This window comes from Arthrobacter sp. 01L42, assembly GCF_056400005.1.
This window is the reverse complement of the sequence record NZ_JBFTSL010000002.1, coordinates 111684-132215: the sequence shown is the minus strand read 5'-3', so window position 1 is coordinate 132215 and position 20532 is coordinate 111684. Positions and strand designations below refer to the sequence as shown.

19 protein-coding genes are annotated in these 20532 nt (G+C 67.7%); 6 read left to right on the top strand and 13 right to left on the bottom strand.

Translation table 11 applies throughout. The features are described 5' to 3' along the window. Nucleotides 1–7 precede the first annotated feature (7 nt). Nucleotides 8–724: a PAQR family membrane homeostasis protein TrhA gene (trhA, locus tag AC1DN2_RS02545; protein ID WP_230009209.1), complete on the bottom strand. Its 717-nt coding sequence runs from the start codon at nt 722–724 to the stop codon at nt 8–10. Between the two features lie 154 nt (nt 725–878). Here trhA and AC1DN2_RS02540 point away from each other — a divergent pair, with 154 nt between their 5' ends. Then, nucleotides 879–1640, top strand: coding sequence for an isoprenyl transferase (locus AC1DN2_RS02540; protein WP_043436292.1), 762 nt, complete (start codon nt 879–881; stop codon nt 1638–1640). 233 nt (nt 1641–1873) lie between these two features. After that, nucleotides 1874–3313 (top strand): PhoH family protein, encoded by a 1440-nt coding sequence (locus AC1DN2_RS02535; protein ID WP_028277376.1) that lies wholly within the window; start codon nt 1874–1876, stop codon nt 3311–3313. A gap of 433 nt (nt 3314–3746) precedes the next feature. Here the strand turns inward: AC1DN2_RS02535 and AC1DN2_RS02530 are convergent, their stop codons facing one another. Further along, nucleotides 3747–4397, bottom strand: a complete 651-nt coding sequence (locus AC1DN2_RS02530; RefSeq protein WP_476849090.1) for a GNAT family N-acetyltransferase — start codon at nt 4395–4397, stop codon at nt 3747–3749. Between the two features lie 48 nt (nt 4398–4445). Then, complete coding sequence (locus tag AC1DN2_RS02525; protein ID WP_476849089.1) at nt 4446–5273, bottom strand: hypothetical protein; 828 nt, start codon at nt 5271–5273, stop codon at nt 4446–4448. 58 nt (nt 5274–5331) lie between these two features. Between AC1DN2_RS02525 and AC1DN2_RS02520 the strand changes: the two genes are divergently transcribed. Further along, nucleotides 5332–5889 carry a prepilin peptidase gene (locus AC1DN2_RS02520; protein WP_476849088.1) on the top strand — a complete coding sequence of 186 codons (558 nt, stop codon included), beginning with the start codon at nt 5332–5334 and terminating at the stop codon, nt 5887–5889. 127 nt (nt 5890–6016) lie between these two features. Here the strand turns inward: AC1DN2_RS02520 and AC1DN2_RS02515 are convergent, their stop codons facing one another. Further along, nucleotides 6017–7747, bottom strand: coding sequence for an MDR family MFS transporter (locus AC1DN2_RS02515; RefSeq protein WP_476849087.1), 1731 nt, complete (start codon nt 7745–7747; stop codon nt 6017–6019). Continuing rightward, the gene (locus AC1DN2_RS02510) at nt 7744–8460 is read right to left on the bottom strand and encodes a TetR/AcrR family transcriptional regulator (RefSeq protein ID WP_476849086.1); all 717 of its coding nucleotides are present in this window, start codon (nt 8458–8460) and stop codon (nt 7744–7746) included. The genes AC1DN2_RS02515 and AC1DN2_RS02510 overlap by 4 nt, the downstream gene beginning before the upstream one ends. Nucleotides 8461–8645: 185 nt before the next feature. Between AC1DN2_RS02510 and AC1DN2_RS02505 the strand changes: the two genes are divergently transcribed. Further along, nucleotides 8646–9314, top strand: a complete 669-nt coding sequence (locus AC1DN2_RS02505; RefSeq protein ID WP_476849085.1) for a VWA domain-containing protein — start codon at nt 8646–8648, stop codon at nt 9312–9314. Between the two features lie 102 nt (nt 9315–9416). On the opposite strand, the gene AC1DN2_RS02500 is transcribed toward AC1DN2_RS02505, so the two are convergent. From AC1DN2_RS02500 to AC1DN2_RS02490, 3 genes are all read right to left on the bottom strand, one after another. Beyond that, the gene (locus AC1DN2_RS02500) at nt 9417–10853 is read right to left on the bottom strand and encodes a class II fumarate hydratase (RefSeq protein WP_079553135.1); all 1437 of its coding nucleotides are present in this window, start codon (nt 10851–10853) and stop codon (nt 9417–9419) included. A 71-nt stretch (nt 10854–10924) separates the two neighbouring features. Then, entirely contained in the window at nt 10925–11539 is a 615-nt protein-coding gene (locus AC1DN2_RS02495) for a carbonic anhydrase (protein ID WP_028277382.1), read from the bottom strand. Between the two features lie 9 nt (nt 11540–11548). Beyond that, nucleotides 11549–12283, bottom strand: a complete 735-nt coding sequence (locus AC1DN2_RS02490) for a DUF4245 domain-containing protein (RefSeq protein ID WP_476849084.1) — start codon at nt 12281–12283, stop codon at nt 11549–11551. A gap of 195 nt (nt 12284–12478) precedes the next feature. Here AC1DN2_RS02490 and glpX point away from each other — a divergent pair, with 195 nt between their 5' ends. After that, a complete protein-coding gene (glpX, locus tag AC1DN2_RS02485; RefSeq protein WP_028277383.1) occupies nt 12479–13501 on the top strand; it encodes a class II fructose-bisphosphatase in 1023 nt (340 codons plus the stop codon). 151 nt (nt 13502–13652) lie between these two features. After that, a complete protein-coding gene (gene galE / locus AC1DN2_RS02480; protein WP_223914156.1) occupies nt 13653–14624 on the top strand; it encodes a UDP-glucose 4-epimerase GalE in 972 nt (323 codons plus the stop codon). 81 nt (nt 14625–14705) lie between these two features. Here galE and AC1DN2_RS02475 read toward each other — a convergent pair whose 3' ends face one another. The 5 genes from AC1DN2_RS02475 to AC1DN2_RS02455 all read right to left on the bottom strand — a co-directional run bounded on the left by AC1DN2_RS02475 (nt 14706) and on the right by AC1DN2_RS02455 (nt 20462). Further along, nucleotides 14706–15677: a lipid II:glycine glycyltransferase FemX gene (locus tag AC1DN2_RS02475; protein ID WP_230008873.1), complete on the bottom strand. Its 972-nt coding sequence runs from the start codon at nt 15675–15677 to the stop codon at nt 14706–14708. Between the two features lie 4 nt (nt 15678–15681). After that, on the bottom strand, nt 15682–16971 hold the full coding sequence (gene manA, locus AC1DN2_RS02470) for a mannose-6-phosphate isomerase, class I (protein WP_476849083.1): 1290 nt from the start codon (nt 16969–16971) through the stop codon (nt 15682–15684). Nucleotides 16972–17051: 80 nt separating this feature from the next. Continuing rightward, nucleotides 17052–18683 carry an LCP family protein gene (locus tag AC1DN2_RS02465; protein WP_476849082.1) on the bottom strand — a complete coding sequence of 544 codons (1632 nt, stop codon included), beginning with the start codon at nt 18681–18683 and terminating at the stop codon, nt 17052–17054. Between the two features lie 22 nt (nt 18684–18705). After that, nucleotides 18706–19317, bottom strand: coding sequence for a 5-(carboxyamino)imidazole ribonucleotide mutase (gene purE, locus AC1DN2_RS02460; RefSeq protein ID WP_476849081.1), 612 nt, complete (start codon nt 19315–19317; stop codon nt 18706–18708). Continuing rightward, a complete protein-coding gene (locus AC1DN2_RS02455) occupies nt 19314–20462 on the bottom strand; it encodes a 5-(carboxyamino)imidazole ribonucleotide synthase (RefSeq protein WP_476849159.1) in 1149 nt (382 codons plus the stop codon). The genes purE and AC1DN2_RS02455 overlap by 4 nt, the downstream gene beginning before the upstream one ends. Nucleotides 20463–20532 lie beyond the last annotated feature (70 nt).

Sequence of the window (20532 nt, the reverse complement as noted above, 5' to 3'; positions counted from 1 at the left end):
GCCGGCGTCAGCCCAGGACCGCGATGGCAATGGCGATGTAGTGCGCGGCGAAGGCAAAGACCGTCAGCGCATGGAACAGTTCATGGAAGCCGAAGTGTTCATAGCTGAAATTCGGCTTCTTCAGCGCATAGAACACGGCTCCCGTGATGTACAGGACCCCGCCGACGCAGATCAGCACCGCCGAGGCAGCGTTGGCGGCGAAAAAGTCCGGCAAATAGAACAGCGAGCCGCAGCCGAGTGCGATATAGATCGGCACATAGAGCCACCGCGGAGCATTGGTCCACAGCAGGCGGAACAGCACACCGAGGATGGCCCCGGACCAGATCACCCAGAGCAGCACTTCGGCTTGCTGCCGGTCCAGCAGGGCCCAGGCGAGCGGCGTGTAGCTTCCGGCGATCACCAGCATGATGTTCGTGTGATCCAGCCGCTTCAGGACGATCTTCACACGCGGTGACCAGTTCCCGCGGTGATAGACGGCACTGACGCCGAACAGCAGGACCCCGGTAACGGCATAGACGGCGCAGGCCACCTTCAGGTCCGGCGGCGCCAGGATCACCAGCACCAGCCCGGCGGCCAGTGCCAGCGGGGCGGTGACGGTGTGGATCCAGCCCCGCCATTTGGGCTTGATCATCAGCAGTTCAGCCAGGCGCACCGCGGCGTCGTCCACCGGGGTTGCCCGCTTCGCCGGAGGCTCCGGCCGGGGCTCCGGACTGTTGCTTTCCATGCCGTAATAGTAACCTACGCCCTAGTAAGTTACCGGTGAGTAACAAGCGGTCCGGGGCTGTCCTGTGACGGAGCTGCACCCGGCACGGCCCTCCGGCAGGTAGCCTAGGATGTGCACTGAACAAGTACCTCAAGGAAGCCAGGTGAATCTCCGGATGGAAATGCCCGGATTCCTCTACGGCTTTTACGAGCGCAAGCTCCAGCGCTCCCTCGATCCTGAACGGATCCCGCGCCACGTCGGCGTCATGGTCGACGGCAACCGGCGCTGGGCCCGCCAGTTCAACGCCCCCACGAGCCAGGGCCATCAGGCCGGCGCGGACAAGATCCACGAATTCCTCGGCTGGTGCCAGGAGCTGGGCATCAAGGTGGTCACCTTGTACATGCTCTCCACGGACAACATGAACCGCTCCGGCGAGGAACTCGACCTCCTGATGGGCATCATCGCCAACACCCTGGACCGGCTGGACGAGGACGCCAACATCTCGGTTCACGCCATGGGCGCCCCCGAGCTGCTGCCGGACTACCTCGCCGAGCGGCTGAACAACCTGACGGCGCGCACGCCCGCGCAGGAGAGGCTGCACGTCAACGTCGCCGTCGGCTACGGCGGACGGCGGGAGATCGTCGACGCCGTCCGGGAACTGCTGCACGACGCCGTCGCCCGGGGAGCGGACATTGGACAATTGGCCGATGAACTCACCGTGGATGACATCTCGCGCTTCCTCTACACCCGGGGCCAGCCGGATCCGGACCTGGTGATCCGGACCTCCGGGGAGCAGCGGCTGTCCGGATTCCTCATGTGGCAGAGCGCGTACAGTGAGTTCTACTTCTGCGAGGCCTTGTGGCCGGCGTTCCGCAAGGTGGATTTCCTGCGTGCCCTGCGCGACTACGCCGGCAGGCAGCGCCGCTTCGGCGCCTGAGCGGTTCACGCGGAGTTCACAAGACGGCAACAAGAATCGCCGAAAAATTATCGGACAAACCGGCCCCCGGAGACGTACGTTAATCCCATCGGCAGGCAATTCGCCGGCCGATCGGGGAGGCCAGTACATGGAGCGGATTTTCGCACCGGGTGTATGGGAGGCCGCGTCCGGCCTCCAGGCCGAGCCGCCTCACCAATAACAATTCCGGGCATTGCCCCGGGGCTGGAGTCGATGTGGCTATTTCTGAGCAACTGCCCGACGTCATTTCCGATCAGGGACAGAAAGCTACCTCTCGCGCCAAGCGAGCCACCTCAAAGACCGGAGCAGCGGATTCCGCGGCGGCCGGTCTTGCTGTTTCCGGGGAAGGAACAGGGAGCCGGGGCACGGCCCGCAGTTTCGTGATCGATACCTCCGTCCTGCTCTCCGATCCGCGGGCCCTCCTGCGCTTCGCCGAGCACGAGGTCATCCTGCCGATCGTTGTCATCACCGAGCTCGAAGGAAAGCGCCACGACCCAGAGCTGGGTTACTTTGCGCGCAAAGCCCTCCGGCTGCTCGATGACCTGCGGCTCGAGCACGGCGGCCTGGACCGTCCCATCCCGCTGGGCCCCGACGGCGGCACGCTCATGGTGGAGCTGAACCATATCTCCGCCGAGGTGCTGCCCGCCGGGTTCCGCGGGGTGGACAACGACAGCCGCATCCTCGCGGTGGCCAAGAACATGGCCAACGAGGGCCGCGACGTGACGGTGGTGTCAAAGGACCTGCCGATGCGCGTCAAGGCCTCGGCCATGGGGCTGCTGGCCGACGAGTACCGCAATGAACTCGTCAAGGACTCCGGCTGGACCGGCGTCGCCGAGCTCGACGCGGGCGAGGACGAGGTTGCCACCTTGTACGGGCACGAGCCGGTATTCATCCCGGCGGCGGCCGAGATGCCGACCAACACCGGGCTGGTCCTGCTGTCCAGCCGCGGCTCGGCCCTCGGACGGGTAGGGGCGGACAAACAGGTCAGGCTCGTGAAGGGCGACCGCGACGTCTTCGGACTCCACGGCCGCTCGGCCGAGCAACGGTTGGCGATCGACCTCCTGATGGACCCGTCGGTCGGCATCGTGTCCCTCGGCGGCCGGGCCGGCACGGGCAAGTCCGCACTGGCCCTGTGCGCCGGTCTCGAAGCCGTCCTGGAGCGCCGGGAGCACCGCAAGGTGATCGTCTTCCGCCCCCTGTACGCGGTGGGCGGCCAGGAACTCGGCTACCTGCCCGGGTCCGAAGCGGAAAAGATGAACCCGTGGGCGCAGGCGGTCTTTGACACCCTGGGCGCGCTGGTCAGCCAGGAAGTGGTGGAGGAAGTGATGGACCGGGGCATGCTTGAGGTCATGCCGCTGACGCACATCCGCGGACGCTCCCTGCACGACGCATTCGTGATCGTCGACGAGGCGCAGTCCCTGGAGAAGAATGTGCTGCTGACAGTGATGAGCCGGATCGGCCAGAACTCCAAGATCGTCCTGACGCACGACGTCGCCCAGCGGGACAACCTGCGGGTGGGACGGCACGACGGCGTGGCGGCCGTCGTCGAGACCCTGAAGGGACACCCGCTGTTCGGCCACATCACCCTCACCCGCTCGGAGCGCTCGCCGATCGCAGCCCTCGTGACGGAGTTGCTGGAGGGGGCGGAGATCTAGCCTCCCGAGGTTGGGGGCCGTGGTCCGGTTCGCCGGACCACGGCCCTTCGCTGTGGTCGGGTAATCGTGGTTGGGTTCGCCGGGCAGCGGCGTCCCGCCGTCGCTTAGACACCTCCCGTCGCTGCGCTGCGGTCGCTGGGCGACCTTCGCTTCGCTTTGGTCGGCGATGCGCTCCTTAGCGGGACACCGCTGCCCCGCGATGGTGAGACGCCCACCAGCCGGGTCGCCGTCTTTCGTAGAGGAGCGCATCGCGGCGCATCGGATCCCCGGAGGTCGCCCAGCGACCGCAGCGGGTCCCATGCGTCGTGTCTAAGCGACGGCGAAAGGTGGCGGTCCGGCGAACCCAACCACGGCACCCGCAACCACCGCAACCCAGCGACGGGAAGCGACAGGAGGCGTCTGAGCGACGGCGGACGCCGCGGCCCCGCTGGGGCTATTCGTGGATGCCCAGGAATTTGGCCGTGGCTTCGTGGCCTTTTACCTCGAGCTGCCAGTCGGGGCGTTTGAAGGTGGCGGGGGTGAGGCGGACGCTTTGGACTTCCTGGGCCCTGCCGCCCCAGGCGGCGCGGGTGACGCCGTTGAGCTCGTAGCCGAGGGAGCGTGAGACGCCCAGGGACTGCTGGTTCCAGGCGGCGGCCTCGGATTCCGCCACTTCGGCGCCGAGCCAGTCGAAGGCGTAGAGGGCGACGGCGGCCCGCATTTCCTTGCCGAGGCCCTGGCCGTGCACGCTTTGCCGCAGCCAGGAGCCCGTGGTGACCGTCTTCAGCGTGGCGAAGTCTTTGGCCTCGACGTCCTGGCAGCCGACGAATTCGTCCTCGTGCCAGATGCCGAGCAGGAGGGTCCAGCCCTGCGGTGTCATGTTCCCGCGGCACCGCCAGTACCACTGCGCCATGTTCGGGCCGAGCTCCTCAGCGGGGGATTCGGCCCAGGGCCTGCTGAAGGGGCTGCGGCCCGGCTCGTGCACGCCGCTCAGGGCGGCTGAGACCGCGGCCGGAATGTCCGCGTCGCGGATGGGGCGCAGCTGAAGACGCGGCGTGGTCAGGCTCAAGGCGAAAGGGGGCCAGTAGTCGGCGGGTTCAGTCATCGCAGGAAGCCTAGCGGTGCCGGCGGCCGGATGCGAGTCACGGCCGGGCTATTCCGCGGGGACGTCCCAGCTGATGTGGCGCCGGACGTCCGTGAGGTTCATCGATTCGGCCAGGAACAGGTCATCGAGCATGTATTCGTCGACGCCCAGGATGCGGAGCCAGTGCCCGTAACCGTCCTGCTCTGAGCCGGCCCCGGGCGCGTCCAGCCAGCGGCTCGCAACGCAGACGCCCGTGCCGGAGTCAATCCTCAGCAGCGTGCGTCCCGGACGGCATAGCGGGGCTCCGGGATCGGCGGGACGGTAGGAGAGGTTCGGGCTGACCGTCGATTCCAGGGCCGGCCGGCCCTCGTGGTCTACCTCCGTGATGGGGCCAAGCTCGACGGCGTTGGAGTTGGGGAACTCCAACGGGACGGGGGCGTTCCCCGCAAGCTCCACCGGGTCCAGGACGGCGGCGAACCTGCCGTTGCCGAACGACGGCTCGCCATAAGCTGCCTCCGGGCGGCGGCGCACCAGCCCGTCGTCGTCGTACACCGGCGTAACCAACTGCGGGGGTAGGAGCCAGGTCTTCCTCGTGGAGCTGATATAGAAGCCGCCGCGGGAGTCATTGATGCCGGTGGTGCTGCCGATGACCAGTCCGTCGGCAGTCTCCAGCCGCAAGGCACCGGGCCGGCGCAGCCACCCCCTGACGAGGTCGCCGGGGGAGGGGGCGGCCGGGGAAACCGCGGAAACCGTGAGCGGCCGGTCCAGGTACTCGAACCTCAGCGACTGCCACTTCCAGGGCGATGACCGGCACAGGTTCCGGAAGGCCGCGGCCTTCTCCGCCGGGCCGCGGGGCGCGTCCGGCCCGCGCCGGTTCGTGCTGTCCCATGCGGCCATATCCACAGTTTACGCGCGGGGACCGCCGGGCCGGACGAATATCAAGTAGCATCCGAGGGTGATCGAACGACTCGGCACCCTGGGCGCCGCCAACCCGCTGGCTTTCTGGCTTGCCCTGGCTGCGTGCGCGTATTTCTTCGTGATGGCCGTTCGGCTCACGGTCATTGACGTCCGGCACCACCTGCTCCCGGACAGGATCGTCTTTCCCTCCTATGGGATCGCCGGAGTCCTTCTGCTGGGCGCGGCGGCCAGCCAGTTGCTTCCCGGCGGGCGAGACGTGGCCAGCATAGCCGACGCCGGGGCATTCGGCATTCCGGGGCTCCGTGTCCTGGCCGGCGGGGCAGCCCTCTGGCTTTTCTACTTTCTCCTGCACGCGGTATATCCGCCGGGAATGGGATTCGGCGACGTGAAACTCGCGGGCGTCCTGGGAATGTACCTGGGATTCCTGGGCTGGGGGCACGTCATGGCGGGGACCTTTGCGGCGTTCGTCCTCGGCGGGCTGTGGAGTCTCGGATTGCTCGCCGCACGGCGCGGGACGCTGCAGTCGGCCATTCCCTTCGGGCCCTTCATGCTGGCCGGCACGGCCGCCGCCATGCTGCTGCCGGCCGCCGGATAGGCCGACTGCACGGCCATCCCGGCCTGCCGGAGCCGACCGGCCGGCACGCGGCAGGGGCGCCGCACCCCCAAAGGTTGCGGCGCCCCTGCTGGCACTCACCGGTTGCTGCCGGGCCGTCTCCGGACCGTCAGTTTCCGGACACTGAGCCGCGCAGGCGGGTGAGCTCGTCTTCGTGGCCGGACCCACCGGTGTTGCCGTGGGCTGAAAGCCCTTCCGGCCCCGTGGACTCCGCGGCGTCGGCGGCGTGGCGGGTTGCCGCCCGTTCCGCCTCGAGCCGCTCGGCTTCCTCGCCGCCGACTGCTTCGCCGCGGGCCACCATGCCGGCGGTGTCCGACAGGGGGATCTGCTTGAGGGTCAGGGCCAGAATCAGGGCGATGACCAGGAACGGCAGCAGGTACCAGAAGACGGGGGCGAGCGAGTCCGCGTAGGCGTTGACAATCGCGTCCTTGAGCTGCGCCGGGAGCTGGCTGAGGACCTGGGGGTCCATCGTCCGGGTGGACTGCGACGCCTGCTCAGCGGACGCCCCGGCGCCGGTAAAGGCATTGGTCAGGGACTCGGAGAGCCGGGTGGTGAAGATGGAGCCGAACACCGCGACGCCCAGGGATGCGCCCACCTCGCGGAAGTAGTTGTTGGTGCTCGTGGCCGTGCCGATCTGGTCCGCCGGCACCGAGTTCTGGACCACCAGGACAATCACCTGCATGATCGAGCCCAGGCCGGCGCCGAAGACGAACAGCTGCACGCAGATGACCCAGATGGGCGTGGCGGCCGTGAGTGTGGTCAACCACAGCATTGCCGCGATGGTCAGGGTGGCCCCGAGGATCGGGAACATCTTGTACTTGCCGGTCTTGGAAATGCGGATGCCGGAGAAGATGGCCATGCCCATGAGTCCCACCATCATGGGCAGCATCAGCAGGCCGGATTCGGCGGCGGAGGTCCCGGAGGACATCTGCAGGAAGGTCGGGACGAAGGCGATAGCCGCGAACATGCCCAGCCCGAGGGTGAAGCCGATGGCGGTGGAGTTCACGAAGATGCGGTTCTTGAACAGGCTCAACGGAATGATCGGGTCCTCGGCCCGGCGCTCCACCAGAATGAAGGCCGTAGCGGCGAGCACCAGCCCGGCGCCGAACGCCCACGTCAGCGGGGAATCCCAGCCTTCGTCCTTCTTGCCGCCGAAGTCGGTGAAGAAAATCAGGCACGTGGTGGCCGCGGAGAGCAGCAGCACGCCCAGGATGTCGATCCGCTTCTCGGCCTTCTTGTTCGGCAGCGTCAGGGTGAACCAGGCGATGGTGAACGCGGCGATGCCGATCGGGATGTTGATGTAGAAGGCCCATTCCCAGGTCAGGTGGTCCACGAAGAAACCGCCCAGCAGCGGTCCGGCGACGGCGGAGAGGCCGAAGATTGCGCCCAGCGGGCCCATGTACTTGCCGCGCTCCTTGGCCGGAACGATGTCGGCGATGATGGCCTGGGACAGGATCATCAGGCCGCCGCCGCCGAGGCCCTGGATAGCGCGGAAGACCACGAAGCCCCAGAAGTCGGTGGCGAGGGCGCACCCGACGGAGGCGAGGGTGAAGAGCCCGATGGCGATGAGGAACAGGTTCCGGCGGCCCAGGATGTCGCCGAACTTTCCATAGATGGGCATGACGATCGTGGTGGCGAGCAGGTAGGCCGTGGTAATCCAGGCCTGGTGTTCCACGCCGCCGAGCTTGCCGACGATCGTCGGCATGGCGGTGGAGACGATGGTCTGGTCAAGGCTGGAGAGCAGCATGCCCGCGATGAGGGCGGAGAAGATGATCCAGATGCGTTTCTGGGTCAGCAGCAGCGGCTCGGCTGCTGGTTTGGTGCTGACGGCGGCGCTCATTGCGCTCCTTCGGAAGGGTTGGGCTGGACTGTATTTGACTCGACTCCGTCGAAGTGGACTGTGTCGAACTGGGACATGGTGAACGGCAGGGAGAAGAGCATGCGGGCTGCTGCAATGTTTTCCAGCAGCAAGTCCTTGTAGGGGCGGGCGTTGCCCTCGGAGAAGTAGTCGGCGCTGGTTTTCCTGGCGACGTTTCCGAGGAGGACCACGGCCATGCGGACTACGGGATGATCGGCAGGTACGCCTTCCCTGGCCGCGAGCAGCCGGGCAAAGTCGGCCTCGCGTTCCTCGGTGGCGCCGATGATCTTCAGCATCAGCTGGGGCTCCTTCTTGATCACCCCGATCAGCTGGCGGGTCTCTTCGTCGGAGCCGCTCATCCGCTCTGACAGATCAAGGGACAGGCGCACGAGGTCGGCGAGGAGTGAGGCCGAGATTTCCCCGGCGGGCGAACCCGCGCCGCCCGCCATGAACCGGGCCACCACCTCTTCCGGAAAGTCGTCGTCGACGTGGCCCAGGATCGCATCTTCCTTGGCAGGGAAGTAGTTGAAGAAGGTCCGGCGGGAGATGCCCGCGCGCTCGCAGACTTCCTCCACGGTGTAGCCGCTGAGGCCGCGTTCGGCGGTCAGGGAACGCGCGACGGCGGTGATCGCCGCCCGTGTTGCGGCCCGCTTGCGCTCGCGGAGGCCGCCCGAAGTAATTGCACTGTTTCCCATGAAGTGTATTTTTGCACTAAATTATAAATAGTGCAAAAGAAACTTTGGGCTGTTTGGGTTGTTTGGGCTGTTGCCGGCAATAATGTCGCTGCCCGGCCGTAGCCTGCTCCTGTCCAGCCATACCGCTGGCAACAGGTGGCCCGCGACGAGGCAGAAGCTCCGTCGGGGGCCGGAAATGGGGAAGCATGACAGATTCAGCCCTGACGCACGTGTACGTCCTCCTGGACCGTTCCGGGTCGATGAGCGCCATCGCCGATGACACTGTGGGCGGGTTTGCGGCGTTCATCCGCGAACAGCGGGCAGTGGCGGGCCGGTGCCGGCTGTCGCTGGCGCAGTTCGATGACACCTACGAGCGCGTCTACGCCTCGGTGGACATCCAGGACGTGCCGGCCCTGGACCTGCAGCCGCGGGGCAGCACCGCCCTGCACGACGCCATGGTCCGGCTGATCGGCGAAGCGGGTGCGGAGCTGGCGGCCCTTCCGGAGGACGAGCGCCCCGGCACTGTGCTGGTGGCCGTGCTGACGGACGGCCACGAGAACTCCTCGCGCGAGGCCACGGGCGAGTTGGTCAAGGCCCTGGTCCAGCGGCAGCAGAGCCAGTGGGGCTGGCAGTTCACGTATTTGGGCGCCAACCAGGACGCCGTATTGACCGCCGGCGGCCTCGGCATCCGCGCCGAAGACGCCCTGACCTATGCCGCCGGGAACGTCGATGCTGCCTTCTCCGTCCAGTCCGCCAAGACGCGGCGGTTGCGGGAGGCACGGATCGGCGGTGCCAGCATGGCGGATGCCGCAGCCGCGGCGGCGTACACGGCGCAGGAGCGGGAGGCCGCCGGCGGGGAACCGCCCCGGGTCTAAGTTCTGACCTGCGGTGCAGACATGCCGACGGCCGGCACCCTTCCAGGAAGGATGCCGGCCGGCGGCGGATGTTCTCTTCGGGGGCGGCGCCGCCCGGAGCCGTTAGGCCTTGTGCGGCGGGCGCGTCATGGACATGACGTCCAGGGCGGTGTCCAGCTGCTCCTCGGTCAGTTCGCCGCGCTCGAGGAAGCCCATGGAGACGACGGTCTCACGGATGGTCAGGCCCTCGGCCACGGCCTTTTTGGCGATCTTGGCGGCGTTCTCGTAGCCGATGAACTTGTTCAGCGGGGTCACAATCGACGGCGACGCCTCGGCGAGGAAGCGGGCGCGCTCGACGTTGGCGGTGATGCCGTCGATCATCTTGTCGGCCATGACGCGGCTGGTGTTGGCCAGCAGCCGCACGGATTCAAGGAGGTTGGCGGCCATGACCGGGATGCCGACGTTGAGTTCGAAGGCGCCGTTGGTGCCGGACCACGCGATGGCGGTGTCGTTGCCGATCACCTGGGCGCAGACCATGATGGAGGCTTCGCAGATGACGGGGTTGACCTTGCCCGGCATGATCGACGAGCCCGGCTGCAGGTCCGGGATGGCGATTTCGCCGAGGCCGGTGTTGGGGCCGGAGCCCATCCAGCGCAGGTCATTGTTGATCTTCATGAAGGAAATCGCGATGTTGCGCAGCTGGCTGGACGCTTCGATGAGGCCGTCCCGGTTGGCCTGGGCCTCGAAGTGGTCGCGGGCCTCGGTCAGGGGCAGTCCGGTGTCGGCCGCCAGCAGTTCGATCACGCGCTCCGGGAATCCGGCCGGCGTGTTGATGCCGGTGCCCACGGCGGTGCCGCCAAGCGGGACCTCGGCGACGCGGGGGAGGGCGGCGTTGATGCGCTCGATGCCGTAGCGGACCTGCGCGGCGTAGCCGCCGAACTCCTGGCCCAGCGTGACGGGGGTGGCGTCCATGAGGTGCGTGCGGCCGGACTTCACGACGTCCTTGAATTCGGTGGCCTTGCGCTCCAGCGACTCCGCCAGGTAGCCGAGGGCCGGGATCAGATCGTTGATCAGGGCGGACGTGGCGGCGACGTGGACGGACGTGGGGAAGACGTCATTGGAGGACTGCGAGGCGTTGACGTGGTCGTTCGGGTGGACAACCTTGTCGCTTCCGGCAGACGTGAGGGCACGCGTGGCGAGCTCGGCGATGACCTCGTTGGTGTTCATGTTCGAGGACGTGCCGGAGCCGGTCTGGAAGACGTCAATCGGGAAGTCGCCGTCGTACTTGCCGGCCGCAACCTGGTCGGCTGCGTCGGCAATCGCCTGGGCGAGCTCGCCGTCGAGCACCCCCAGTTCTGCGTTTGCCTGGGCGGCTGCCTTCTTCACCCGTGCCAGGGCTTCGATGTGGGCGCGCTCCAGGGTCTTGCCGGAGATGGGGAAGTTCTCGACTGCCCGCTGCGTCTGTGCGCGGTACAGGGCGTTCACGGGAACGCGGACTTCGCCCATCGTGTCGTGTTCAATGCGGAACTCTTCGGTGTTCAACTCATCTGTGGAAGTCATGGGGCTAGCTTATTGGGAGTAGGAGTCCCACCGAAAACCGTGAGCAGGCTGCGACGGCCGGGCGCCGGGGTTTACAGCCTGCCGATGCTGGAAACGAGATCGGCCCGGCCGTCAGCCAAGCTGTAGGCGAGGCCGATCACGGCGGTGCGGCCGCTGTCGACTGCGCCCGAAATCACCCGGGAACTGTCCACCAGCCGCTGCGAGGTCTGCTTGACGTTCTCGACCACCATGTCGTTGACGTCGGTCTGATTGTTACGCAGCGAGGTCAACACGGACGGGGTGATCCGCTCCACCAGGCTGCGGATGAAACCGACCGGCATCTGGCCGGTTTCCACGGCGTTCTTGGTTGCGGTGACAGCACCACAACTGTCGTGCCCCAGGACGACGATCAGCGGGACGTCCAGTTCGCTGACGCTGTATTCCAGCGAGCCGAGGACGGCGTCGTCGATCACCTGGCCGGCGGTGCGGACCACAAAGGCGTCCCCGAGGCCGAGGTCGAAGATGATTTCGGCGGCAAGCCTGGAGTCGGCGCAACCGAAGATCACCGCGAAGGGGTGCTGGTTTTCAACCAGCGACGAGCGTCGCGACGCGTCCTGGTTGGGGTGTGAGGACGTGCCGGCGACAAAACGCTTGTTGCCTTCACGGAGACGCTGCCAGGCGAGTGCGGGAGTCAGATAAGTAGCCACGTGGCCACTTTACGGTGAAGGGCTGGCCGAAGGTGAAACTGTTGCGCTTGGCGTGCTGGAGGATGCCCCGGCGGCCGGATTGCTTTCGAGCGACTTCACCACGGCGGTGGCCAGGGCGGAGAACTCCTCCAGCGTCGCGGATCCGGAGAGGATGACGGTGGTGCCGCGATCAGTCAGCACCATGGATTTCTCGCCCTTGCCGGTGTCGCGCAGTTCCCAGTCGCGGCCGCCGGCGTTGCGGGTGCCGGTCACGGGAGCGTTCTTGGTCTGCTGCAGGAGCCAGGTGGGGTTGGCTGTGCGGGTCTGCACGAGGGCGATGAAGGATTCCTTGGGCGTCAGGTAGCCGACTTCCCAGGCGGGGACGCCGCTGCCGGCGCCGGACTCCCAACGGGCGTAGTTGGCGCGGAATGTGTCGCCGGTATCGGCCGCCACGGGTGTGAATCCCGCCACACCCGCCGCGTTCTGCGCGGTGGCGCTGACATTGACGTTGGGCCGGTAACCGTCGGTCTTCGGAGACGGGTTCATGAGGACGATCGGCAGGAACGCGGCGATGCTCACCACCAGGGCGATGATCATTCCCATCACGGAGGCGTTGGCGCGTTTGGCCGCCGCGGCGGCGATGACGGGCTTCACGGGCGGCTGTCCGGAAGGGGCCGGGTCTGCCGCGGGGGAGCTGCCAGCCGGCGAACCGGGGGCGGCGGGGGAAGCGTCCTGCAATTCACTCACCCCTCTATAGTCGCGCATGACCGGGCCGATCTCACATTCGCGGCGCAGCGGCCCCTCAGAGGGTGAAGTGCGTCACGCGCCGGTCATCCCATGACCTTCCGGGTCCGCCCCGACTATGATCAATATCAGACGAATCACCGCGACGGATCGATCCTGGCCGTACGGGTTCAACGACCGCCACTCGAAGAAGAGGTTCACGTGACACCAGCGCCCATGTCCCAGAAGTACTCCACGCTTTCCCCCTCGCTCGCCGTCGGGATCGATGAGCCTGACCGCAACCTCGCGCTGGAACTTGTCCGCGTCACGGAAGCCGCGGCCATCGCCGGCGGCCACTGGGTGGGTTTCGGCGACAAGAACAAGGCCGACGGCGCCGCCGTGGACGCCATGCGCTCCTTCCTGCAGACCGTGCACTTCAACGGCGTCGTTGTCATCGGTGAGGGCGAGAAGGACGAAGCCCCGATGCTGTTCAACGGCGAGCACGTCGGTGACGGCACCGGCCCCGAGTGCGACGTCGCCGTCGACCCCATCGACGGAACCCGGCTGACCGCCCTTGGCATCAACAATGCCCTGGCCGTCCTGGCCGTGGCCGAACGCGGCTCCATGTTCGATCCCTCCGCCGTGTTCTACATGGAAAAGCTCGTCACCGGCCCGGAAGCGGCCGACATGGTGGACCTTCGCCTGCCGGTCAAGCAGAACCTGCACCTGATCGCCAAGGCCAAGGGCGTCAAGGTCAACCAGCTCAACGTCATGATCCTGGACCGCGACCGGCACCGCCCCCTCGTGGAGGAAATCCGCGAAGCCGGCGCCCGCACGAAGTTCATCATGGACGGCGACGTCGCGGGGGCCATCGCCGCTGCGCGTGCCGGCACCGGAGTCGACGCCCTCATGGGCATCGGCGGAACCCCGGAAGGCATCGTCGCGGCCTGCGCCATCAAGTCCCTCGGCGGCGTCATCCAGGGCCGCCTGTGGCCCACGAGCGACGAAGAGAAGCAGAAAGCGATCGACGCCGGCCACGATCTGGAGCGCGTGCTCTCGACCAACGACCTCGTCTCCAGCGACAACTGCTACTTCGCGGCCACCGGCATCACCGACGGCGACCTCCTCAAGGGCGTCCGCTACTCCAAGGACAAGGTCCTCACCCAGTCCATCGTGATGCGCTCCAAGTCCGGCACGATCCGCTTTGTCGACGGCGAACACCAGGCCAGCAAGTGGGAAGGCTACGCCCGCAGGAGCTAGCACCTGAACGGCAACACTGAACTGCACGATAGAGCACAGCGAATCCCGGGCCGCCTCCGCGGTCCGGGATTCGTCGTCTAAACCAGGTGCATGATGACGTGTCTATTGCGGTGCGGCGGCCGGGGCCCGTGGGATTAGATAGGGTGGAGCCATGACGTGGCTCGTAACTGGCGGTGCAGGATATATCGGTTCTCATGTGGTTTCCGCTTTGCGCGGTGCCCGGATTCAGCCGGTGGTGATTGACTCCCTCTCCAGCGGGCACCGTGAGTTCGTGCCGGCCGATGTGCCGTTCATCCATGGCAGCATCCTCGACGCCGACCTCGTGGCCCGCACGCTGCGGGAGCACGCGGTGACCGGGGTGATCCACCTGGCCGGTTTCAAGTACGCCGGGGTTTCCGTCCAGGAGCCGCTGCTGACTTATGAACAGAACGTCACGGGCACCGCGCAACTGCTCAAGGCCATGGAGCTCACCGGCGTCGACAAACTGGTGTTCTCCTCGTCCGCGGCCACCTACGGCACGCCCACCGGCGACATCGTCACCGAAGCGACGCCCACCAACCCGGAATCGCCCTACGGCGAGAGCAAACTCATCGGCGAGTGGCTGATCCGTGACCAGGGCCGGGCCCGGGGCCTGAGCCACACCTCGCTGCGGTATTTCAACGTGGTCGGCTCAGGTGCGCCCGAGCTTTACGACACCAGCCCCCACAACCTTTTCCCGATCGTGCTGCGGGCGCTCACGGCCGGTAAGACGCCGCGCATCAACGGCATCGACTACAACACCCCGGACGGAACTTGCGTGCGCGACTACGTGCACGTGGCGGACCTGGCCACCTCGCATGTGGCCGCCGCCCAGGCGCTCGAGGCGGGCAAGCCGCTGGAGCGGGTGTACAACCTCGGATCCGGGGACGGGCTGTCCGTGCGCCAGATCATGACGGCGATGGCCGACGTCACGGGGATCGATTTCGAACCCGAAATCGGTCCGCGGCGGGCGGGGGATCCGGACCGGATCGTGGCCGACGGCACGCTGGCTGCCCGCGATCTCGACTGGAAGATGCGGCACTCCGTGGAGCAGATGGTGGCCAGCGCCTACGACGCCCAGCGGCACGCCATTACGGCCAACTAACGCCCCACCAACACCGGCCACCGGGACATGGCGGCCCGGCTGGCCGGGGCGACCCGGTGGCCGGTGCCGCCTGCTGGGCCCTTAGCGGTTTGCGAGGGCCCGGGACCGGGCGCGCAGCTTCTTCGCGAGCTGGGCGCCTTTGCGGGCCAGCTGGTAGCTGCCGTAGCGGACCTTCCGGACCGGCAGGTCCCACGTTCCGGGATACGCGATCCCGCGGCCGCCGAACGACTTCTTGAACGCCGTGAACCCGGCCCATTTGTGGTCGGGCTGGTCCTCCGGCGCCACGCCCCAGAGGTCCACGTGCTTGAGGCCCTTCGCCTGGGCGTCCGCGATCAAGGTGACAAGCAGGGGGATGCCCGCGCTGAGCTTGCGGTGGGTGTCGTCCAGGGCGGCGTGCGCGTAGGTCCGGGTGTCGGCCGAGTCGTAGGCCAGGGCTGCGGCGATGGGGTGGCCGTCGAGCTCCGCGATGAACAGCGTCGCCGCGCCGGCCGGCATCAGGGAGAGGGCCACCTGGGTCAGGTATTCGTCGCTTTGCGGCTTGAAGCCGTTGCGGGCGGCCGTCATGTGCAAGAACTCCAGGAGGACGGCGATCTCTGCCGGATCCTGGCTGGAGCGGAAGCTCACGCCCTTCTTGTGGATGTTGCGGAACAGGTTCCGGTTCGCCGGCTTCATATCCGCCAGGACGTCCTTGAAATCCCGGTCGAGGTCCACAATCCAGCTGAGCTCGGGCTGCTGGCTGGCCGGGGCCGGCTGCAGGCCGCGGCTGCGGAGTACCGAGTCGGCTTCGGCGGCGGTGAATCCCGCGGTGACCGGCTCAACCCGGACAAACACGGCCCCGCTGGTCCGGGCGAGGTCCGTCAGGGCCGCCAGTGCGGCGTCGAACGCTGCCAGTGACTCGGCGACCGGGCCGTACGGGGAGTACAGCAGTTTGCCGGCCGGATTGGATTCCTCCACCGCAAGGAAGCGCCACCCGGGCCCGGACTGTTCGTGGACGGTGCGTCCCAGCGAACGCTGGAACTGTGCCCACTGCGGGCTCTGCAGGAAATAATCCATGGTGTCAGGCTTCCAATGCGGTGGTGACGGCAAATGCCAGGGCGGGGCCGGTGGCGCCGGAGACGGCGTGGACGTTGACCGGTGCCTCGGCGGCGGGCAGGAAGGCACTGGCGCCCCTTTCCAGCCGGAGCTCGCCCTTGGGGGAGTCGAGGCGGACGGAGCCGTGGGTGACAATGACGACGGCGGCACCGGACTGCGCCAACGGGACGGGCTCCGCGCCGGGCGCCACAACAATCCGCTGCAGCTGGAATTCCCGGAACGGCGGCCGGAAGAGTTCCTGGCCCAGCATGGTGGTCTCGGCGGGGAGCATGGGCACCGCGACGGCCTCGAACGCCACGGTCTTCAGCAGTTCCGGCACGTCGACGAATTTCGGCGTGAGCCCGCCGCGGAGCACGTTGTCCGAGGACGCCATGACCTCGATGCCGAGGCCGTGCAGGTAGGCATGGACATTGCCGGCCGGGAGGTACACGGCCTCACCGGGGGCGAGGGAAATCCGGTTCAGCAGCAGGGAAATCAGCACTCCCGGATCTCCGGGGTACCGGCCATTCAGGCTCACCGCGGTGGACAGTTCCGCCTCGTGCCCGGCCATCGGGGCACCGGAGACGAGAGCCGCAACGATCGTCGCCGTCGCCTCGGCGACGTCCCCGCCGCCGGTGATGAGGCGTTCGAAGGCGGAGCGCAGGGCCACGGGTTCGTCCGGCTGCGCCAGGTCCTCGAGCAGCAGCTGGACCAGCGGCGGCAGCTCCAGCCCGGCGAGCTCAAAGCACGCCGCCAGATGCTGGAAGACCGCACGGGATTCCGCGGCCGGCCGGAACCCGCAGAGGGCCTCGAACGGAGTCAGCGCGAAGATCATTTCGGGCTTGTGGTTATCGTCCTTGTAGTTGCGCTCCGTTGCGGCGGGGTCGACGCCGGCGGCTTCCTCGCGCGCGAAGCCCTCCCGGGCCTGGGCGAGCGTCGGGTGCACCTGCAGGGACAAAGGCGCCTCGGCCGCGAGGACCTTGAGCAGGAACGGCAGGCGCGGACCGAAAGCGGCCACGCTCGCGCTGCCCAGGCAATGTTCCGGATCCCCGGCGATCAGGGCGTCCAGCGGCAGCCGTCCGCCGTCGTGCGTTGCGGGTGCGTGCCGGCCGGCACCGCCGGGCGCCGGCGTCAGCGCGACGGACGGGGAGTCCGGGTGGGCGCCGATCCAGAGCTCCGCTTCGGGACCGCCGGAAGCCGGCCTGCCCAGCAGCCCGGCGATGGCCGTCGGGGAGCCCCAGGCGTAGGGCCGGAGGACGTTCTCAAGTTCGTACATGGCCTGGTCCCTGTCTGATCAATGAAATGTCTCGTCAAAGAAATGTGGTCGCACTGCTGCGGTCAAGGCTGCTGCCGGGGTTAGAGCGGCGCGCACTGTCCGTTGGTGGCGACGAGGTCGCGGATGGACTGTTCGTCGCCGTTGCGCTTGAACTGGTTCAGCATCTCTTCGGTGATCTGCTCGCCGTCCGGCGTGGTGGTCACGGGGGTGAAGTCCGACGGCGCGGGCGGGGGATCGGTGGCCGGGGCGGGGCCGGCGGCGGAGACCGGCCCGGCGGCCGTTCCGGGCTGCAGGACCGCATCGTCAGTTGCGGCTGCGGCGCCGGCGGACGGGCTGGCCAGCAGTTTGGCCACCCGCGCATGGATGACGCCGAAGTCCGGGGACGTGGAGAAGGCGGCGTCGAAGTCCGGCGGACCGATGGTCAGGCGGCTGACATCCTGCCCCTTGGCCTTCATGGCCAGGTCCACGAAACTGCCGAGCTGGCCGGAGGAGATGTTCGACTCGACCACCTTGGTCCCGGCCTTGGCGATGTCCTCAAACTTGGCCAGCAGTGTTGCCGGGTCGAGCTGCTTCAGCATCGCCTGCTGCACGCACTGCTGGCGCTGGATGCGGGCATAGTCGTCCACGAATTCCCGGGACCGGCCGTACCAGAGTGCGTGGAAGCCGTCGAGCGTCTGGTCTCCGGCCGGAATCCAGCCGTCCGGCATGCCGTGGATGCCGTTGGCCTCATCCACCATCGGCCCGCTGATGGGGACCCAGCCGCCGGCCTTGATCCGGATGCCGCCCATGGCGTCGATGAGCTTGGAAAAACCGTCCATGTCCACGAGCACGTAGGCCTGGACCTTGATGCCCAGCGTTCCGGACACCGCTTCGAGGGTGGCCTGCGCCCCCGGGTCGGCCACCCCGGGATAGAGGTCCTGGTGCTGGTTGGTGACCTCGGTGTTGATCGCGTTGATCAGGCATTCGTCGCCGCAGTTGTAGCCATCCGGGTACACCTGGCGCATCGGCGATTCCGCGCTGAACTGGGCGTTCTGGAGGTTGCGGGGCACGGAGATGATCGCCGTGCTGCCCGTCTTGGCATCGACGCTGATCACCGAGAGGCTGTCCGGCCGGCGGCCTGTGCGGTCCGCTCCGGCGTCGCCGCCCATCATCAGGAAGTTGTACCGGCCCTCGGACGGCTGAAGGGTGGGGCCGGACCCCGAGAAGATGCTGCCGATGGCGTTGCGGCTGACATTGAGCAGATAGGCCGCGTAGCCCAGGGATCCGCTGCTGAGGATCATGGCCAGCACGAGCGCCAGCACCACCGCGGGACGGATCCTGGGGGCGAGCGTCCCGGGCCGGATCAGGCGCAAGGTGTTCAGGAACAGGGCTGCCCAGCCGATGGCCAGGCAGGCGAGGCCGAGCACCAGCAGGAGCGAAGGCACCGTGCCGGTGAGGAGGTTGATCAGCGTGGAGCGGGACACGAGCAGGAGCAGCACGGCCAGCAGGGCCAGCGCCCAGACCGTGAAGGTCACGCGCAGCGCGGCCCGGCCAAGCCGGCGGCTGCCCGCGACGGTTTGGGCGCTGCCGGGAACCAGCAGCGTCATGAGGATCAGGACGAACGCCCGCTTGGTGAGCACCGGGGACGGGGCGCCGGAGGGGTGCCGGACCGGGTCGCCCAGTGCCCGCCCGGACTGCTCAGGGCGGTGTGTGGGGGCGTAGCTGCTGCTCATGCCGGGATTCCTAATGGCTGCCTTAATTGCCGCTACGCGGGGTGACGTTTCCGGCGGCGAACACTTCGCTGACCTTGTGCCGGAGGTTCGCGCCCTTCCGGGTTGCGACGTCGTTCAGCTCCTGGGCGAACTCCAGGAGGTCCGCCCGGAGCTGGGCGGCCAGTTCGTCCGTGCCCGAGGCCAGCATGCGCACGGCCAGGAGGCCGGCGTTGCGCGCGCCGCCGATCGAGACGGTGGCGACCGGAACGCCTGCCGGCATCTGCACGATGGACAGCAGGGAATCCATGCCGTCCAGGGTCTTCAACGGCACGGGGACGCCGATCACCGGCAGGGGAGTGACCGAGGCCAGCATGCCGGGAAGATGCGCGGCGCCGCCGGCGCCGGCGATGATCAGGCGAAGACCGCGCTCGTGGGCCGTCTGGCCGTAGCGGATCATCTCCGTGGGCATCCGGTGGGCCGAGACGACGTCGGCCTCGAACGGGATTCCAAACTCGGCGAGGGCTTCGGCGGCGGCTTCCATGACCGGCCAGTCCGAATCCGAGCCCATCACGAGGCCCACGAGCGGGGTATCCGCGCGGGTGCCGGCGAGGGGGTTTCCCGCTTTGTTGGCTTCGGGGCTGGCTGCGGTGCTCATGCGGTCTCCTCGGAGGTTGCCGGCATTGCGCCGGTGTGGGCCCGGCCGTTCCGGATGATGTCGGCCACGGTGGTGGCCCGCTGCCGCACGGAGTCGACGTCGGCGGCTGAGGTTCCGACCAGGTTGACGTGGCCGATCTTCCGGCCGGGCCGGACGGCCTTGCCGTAGCAGTGCACCTTCGCGGCCGGTTCGCTCGCGAGGGCGGCGGGGAAGGCGGAATAGAGGTCCTGGTTGGCGCCGCCGAGGAAGTTCTTCATCACCACGACGGGCCCCAGCAGGTCAGTGGCGCCCAGCGGCAGGTTCAGGATGGCCCGCAGGTGCTGCTCGAACTGGCTGGTCACCGAGCCGTCCTGGGTCCAGTGCCCGGTATTGTGCGGGCGCATGGCGAGTTCATTGATCAGGAACCCGGCGCCCACGCCCGGGGTCTCGAAGAGTTCGACGGCCATGACACCGGTCACGCCGAGTTCGCCGGCGATCCGGACCGCGGCGTTTTCCGCGGCTGCGGCAACATCGACGGAGATGTCCAGGGCCGGGGCAATGACTTCATCGCACACCCCGTCCACCTGGATGGTGTGCACCACCGGCCAGGCCCGTGTTTCACCGTCCGGCGTCCTCGCGACCATGGCCGAGAGCTCCCGGCTGAATTCCACCTTGGCTTCGGCCAGCAGGGGGGACATGGCCTCGAACCAGTCGGCGGAGGCCGCCGCGTCCCCGGCCGAGGACACGATGCGCACGCCCTTGCCGTCGTAGCCGCCGCGGGGCATTTTCAACACCACCGGCCAGCCGGTCTGCTCGCCGAAGGCGACGAGGTCCGCGACATTGGCGACGGAGGCCCACGTGGGGTTCGGAAGCTCGAGCCGGTCGATCGCGGCGCGCATCACCAGCTTGTCCTGGGCATTGACCAGGGCATCCGGGCCGGGATGGACGTTCACGCCGGCACCGATCAAGGACCGCAGGTGCGCCGTGGGGACGTGTTCGTGGTCGAAGGTCAGGACGTCCAGGCCGCGGGAGAACTCGAGCAGATGCTCCAGGTCCTTGTAGTCGCCAACCGGGGCGTTAGCCACGGCAGAGACTGCGGAGACGTCCTCGCCTTCAGCGAGAACACGGAGCTCAAAGCCCAGGGCGGTCGCGGCAGGGGCCATCATGCGGGCAAGCTGGCCGCCGCCAACAACACCGATTACAGGAAAAGTCACAAGTCCCAGCCTACCGAAAACC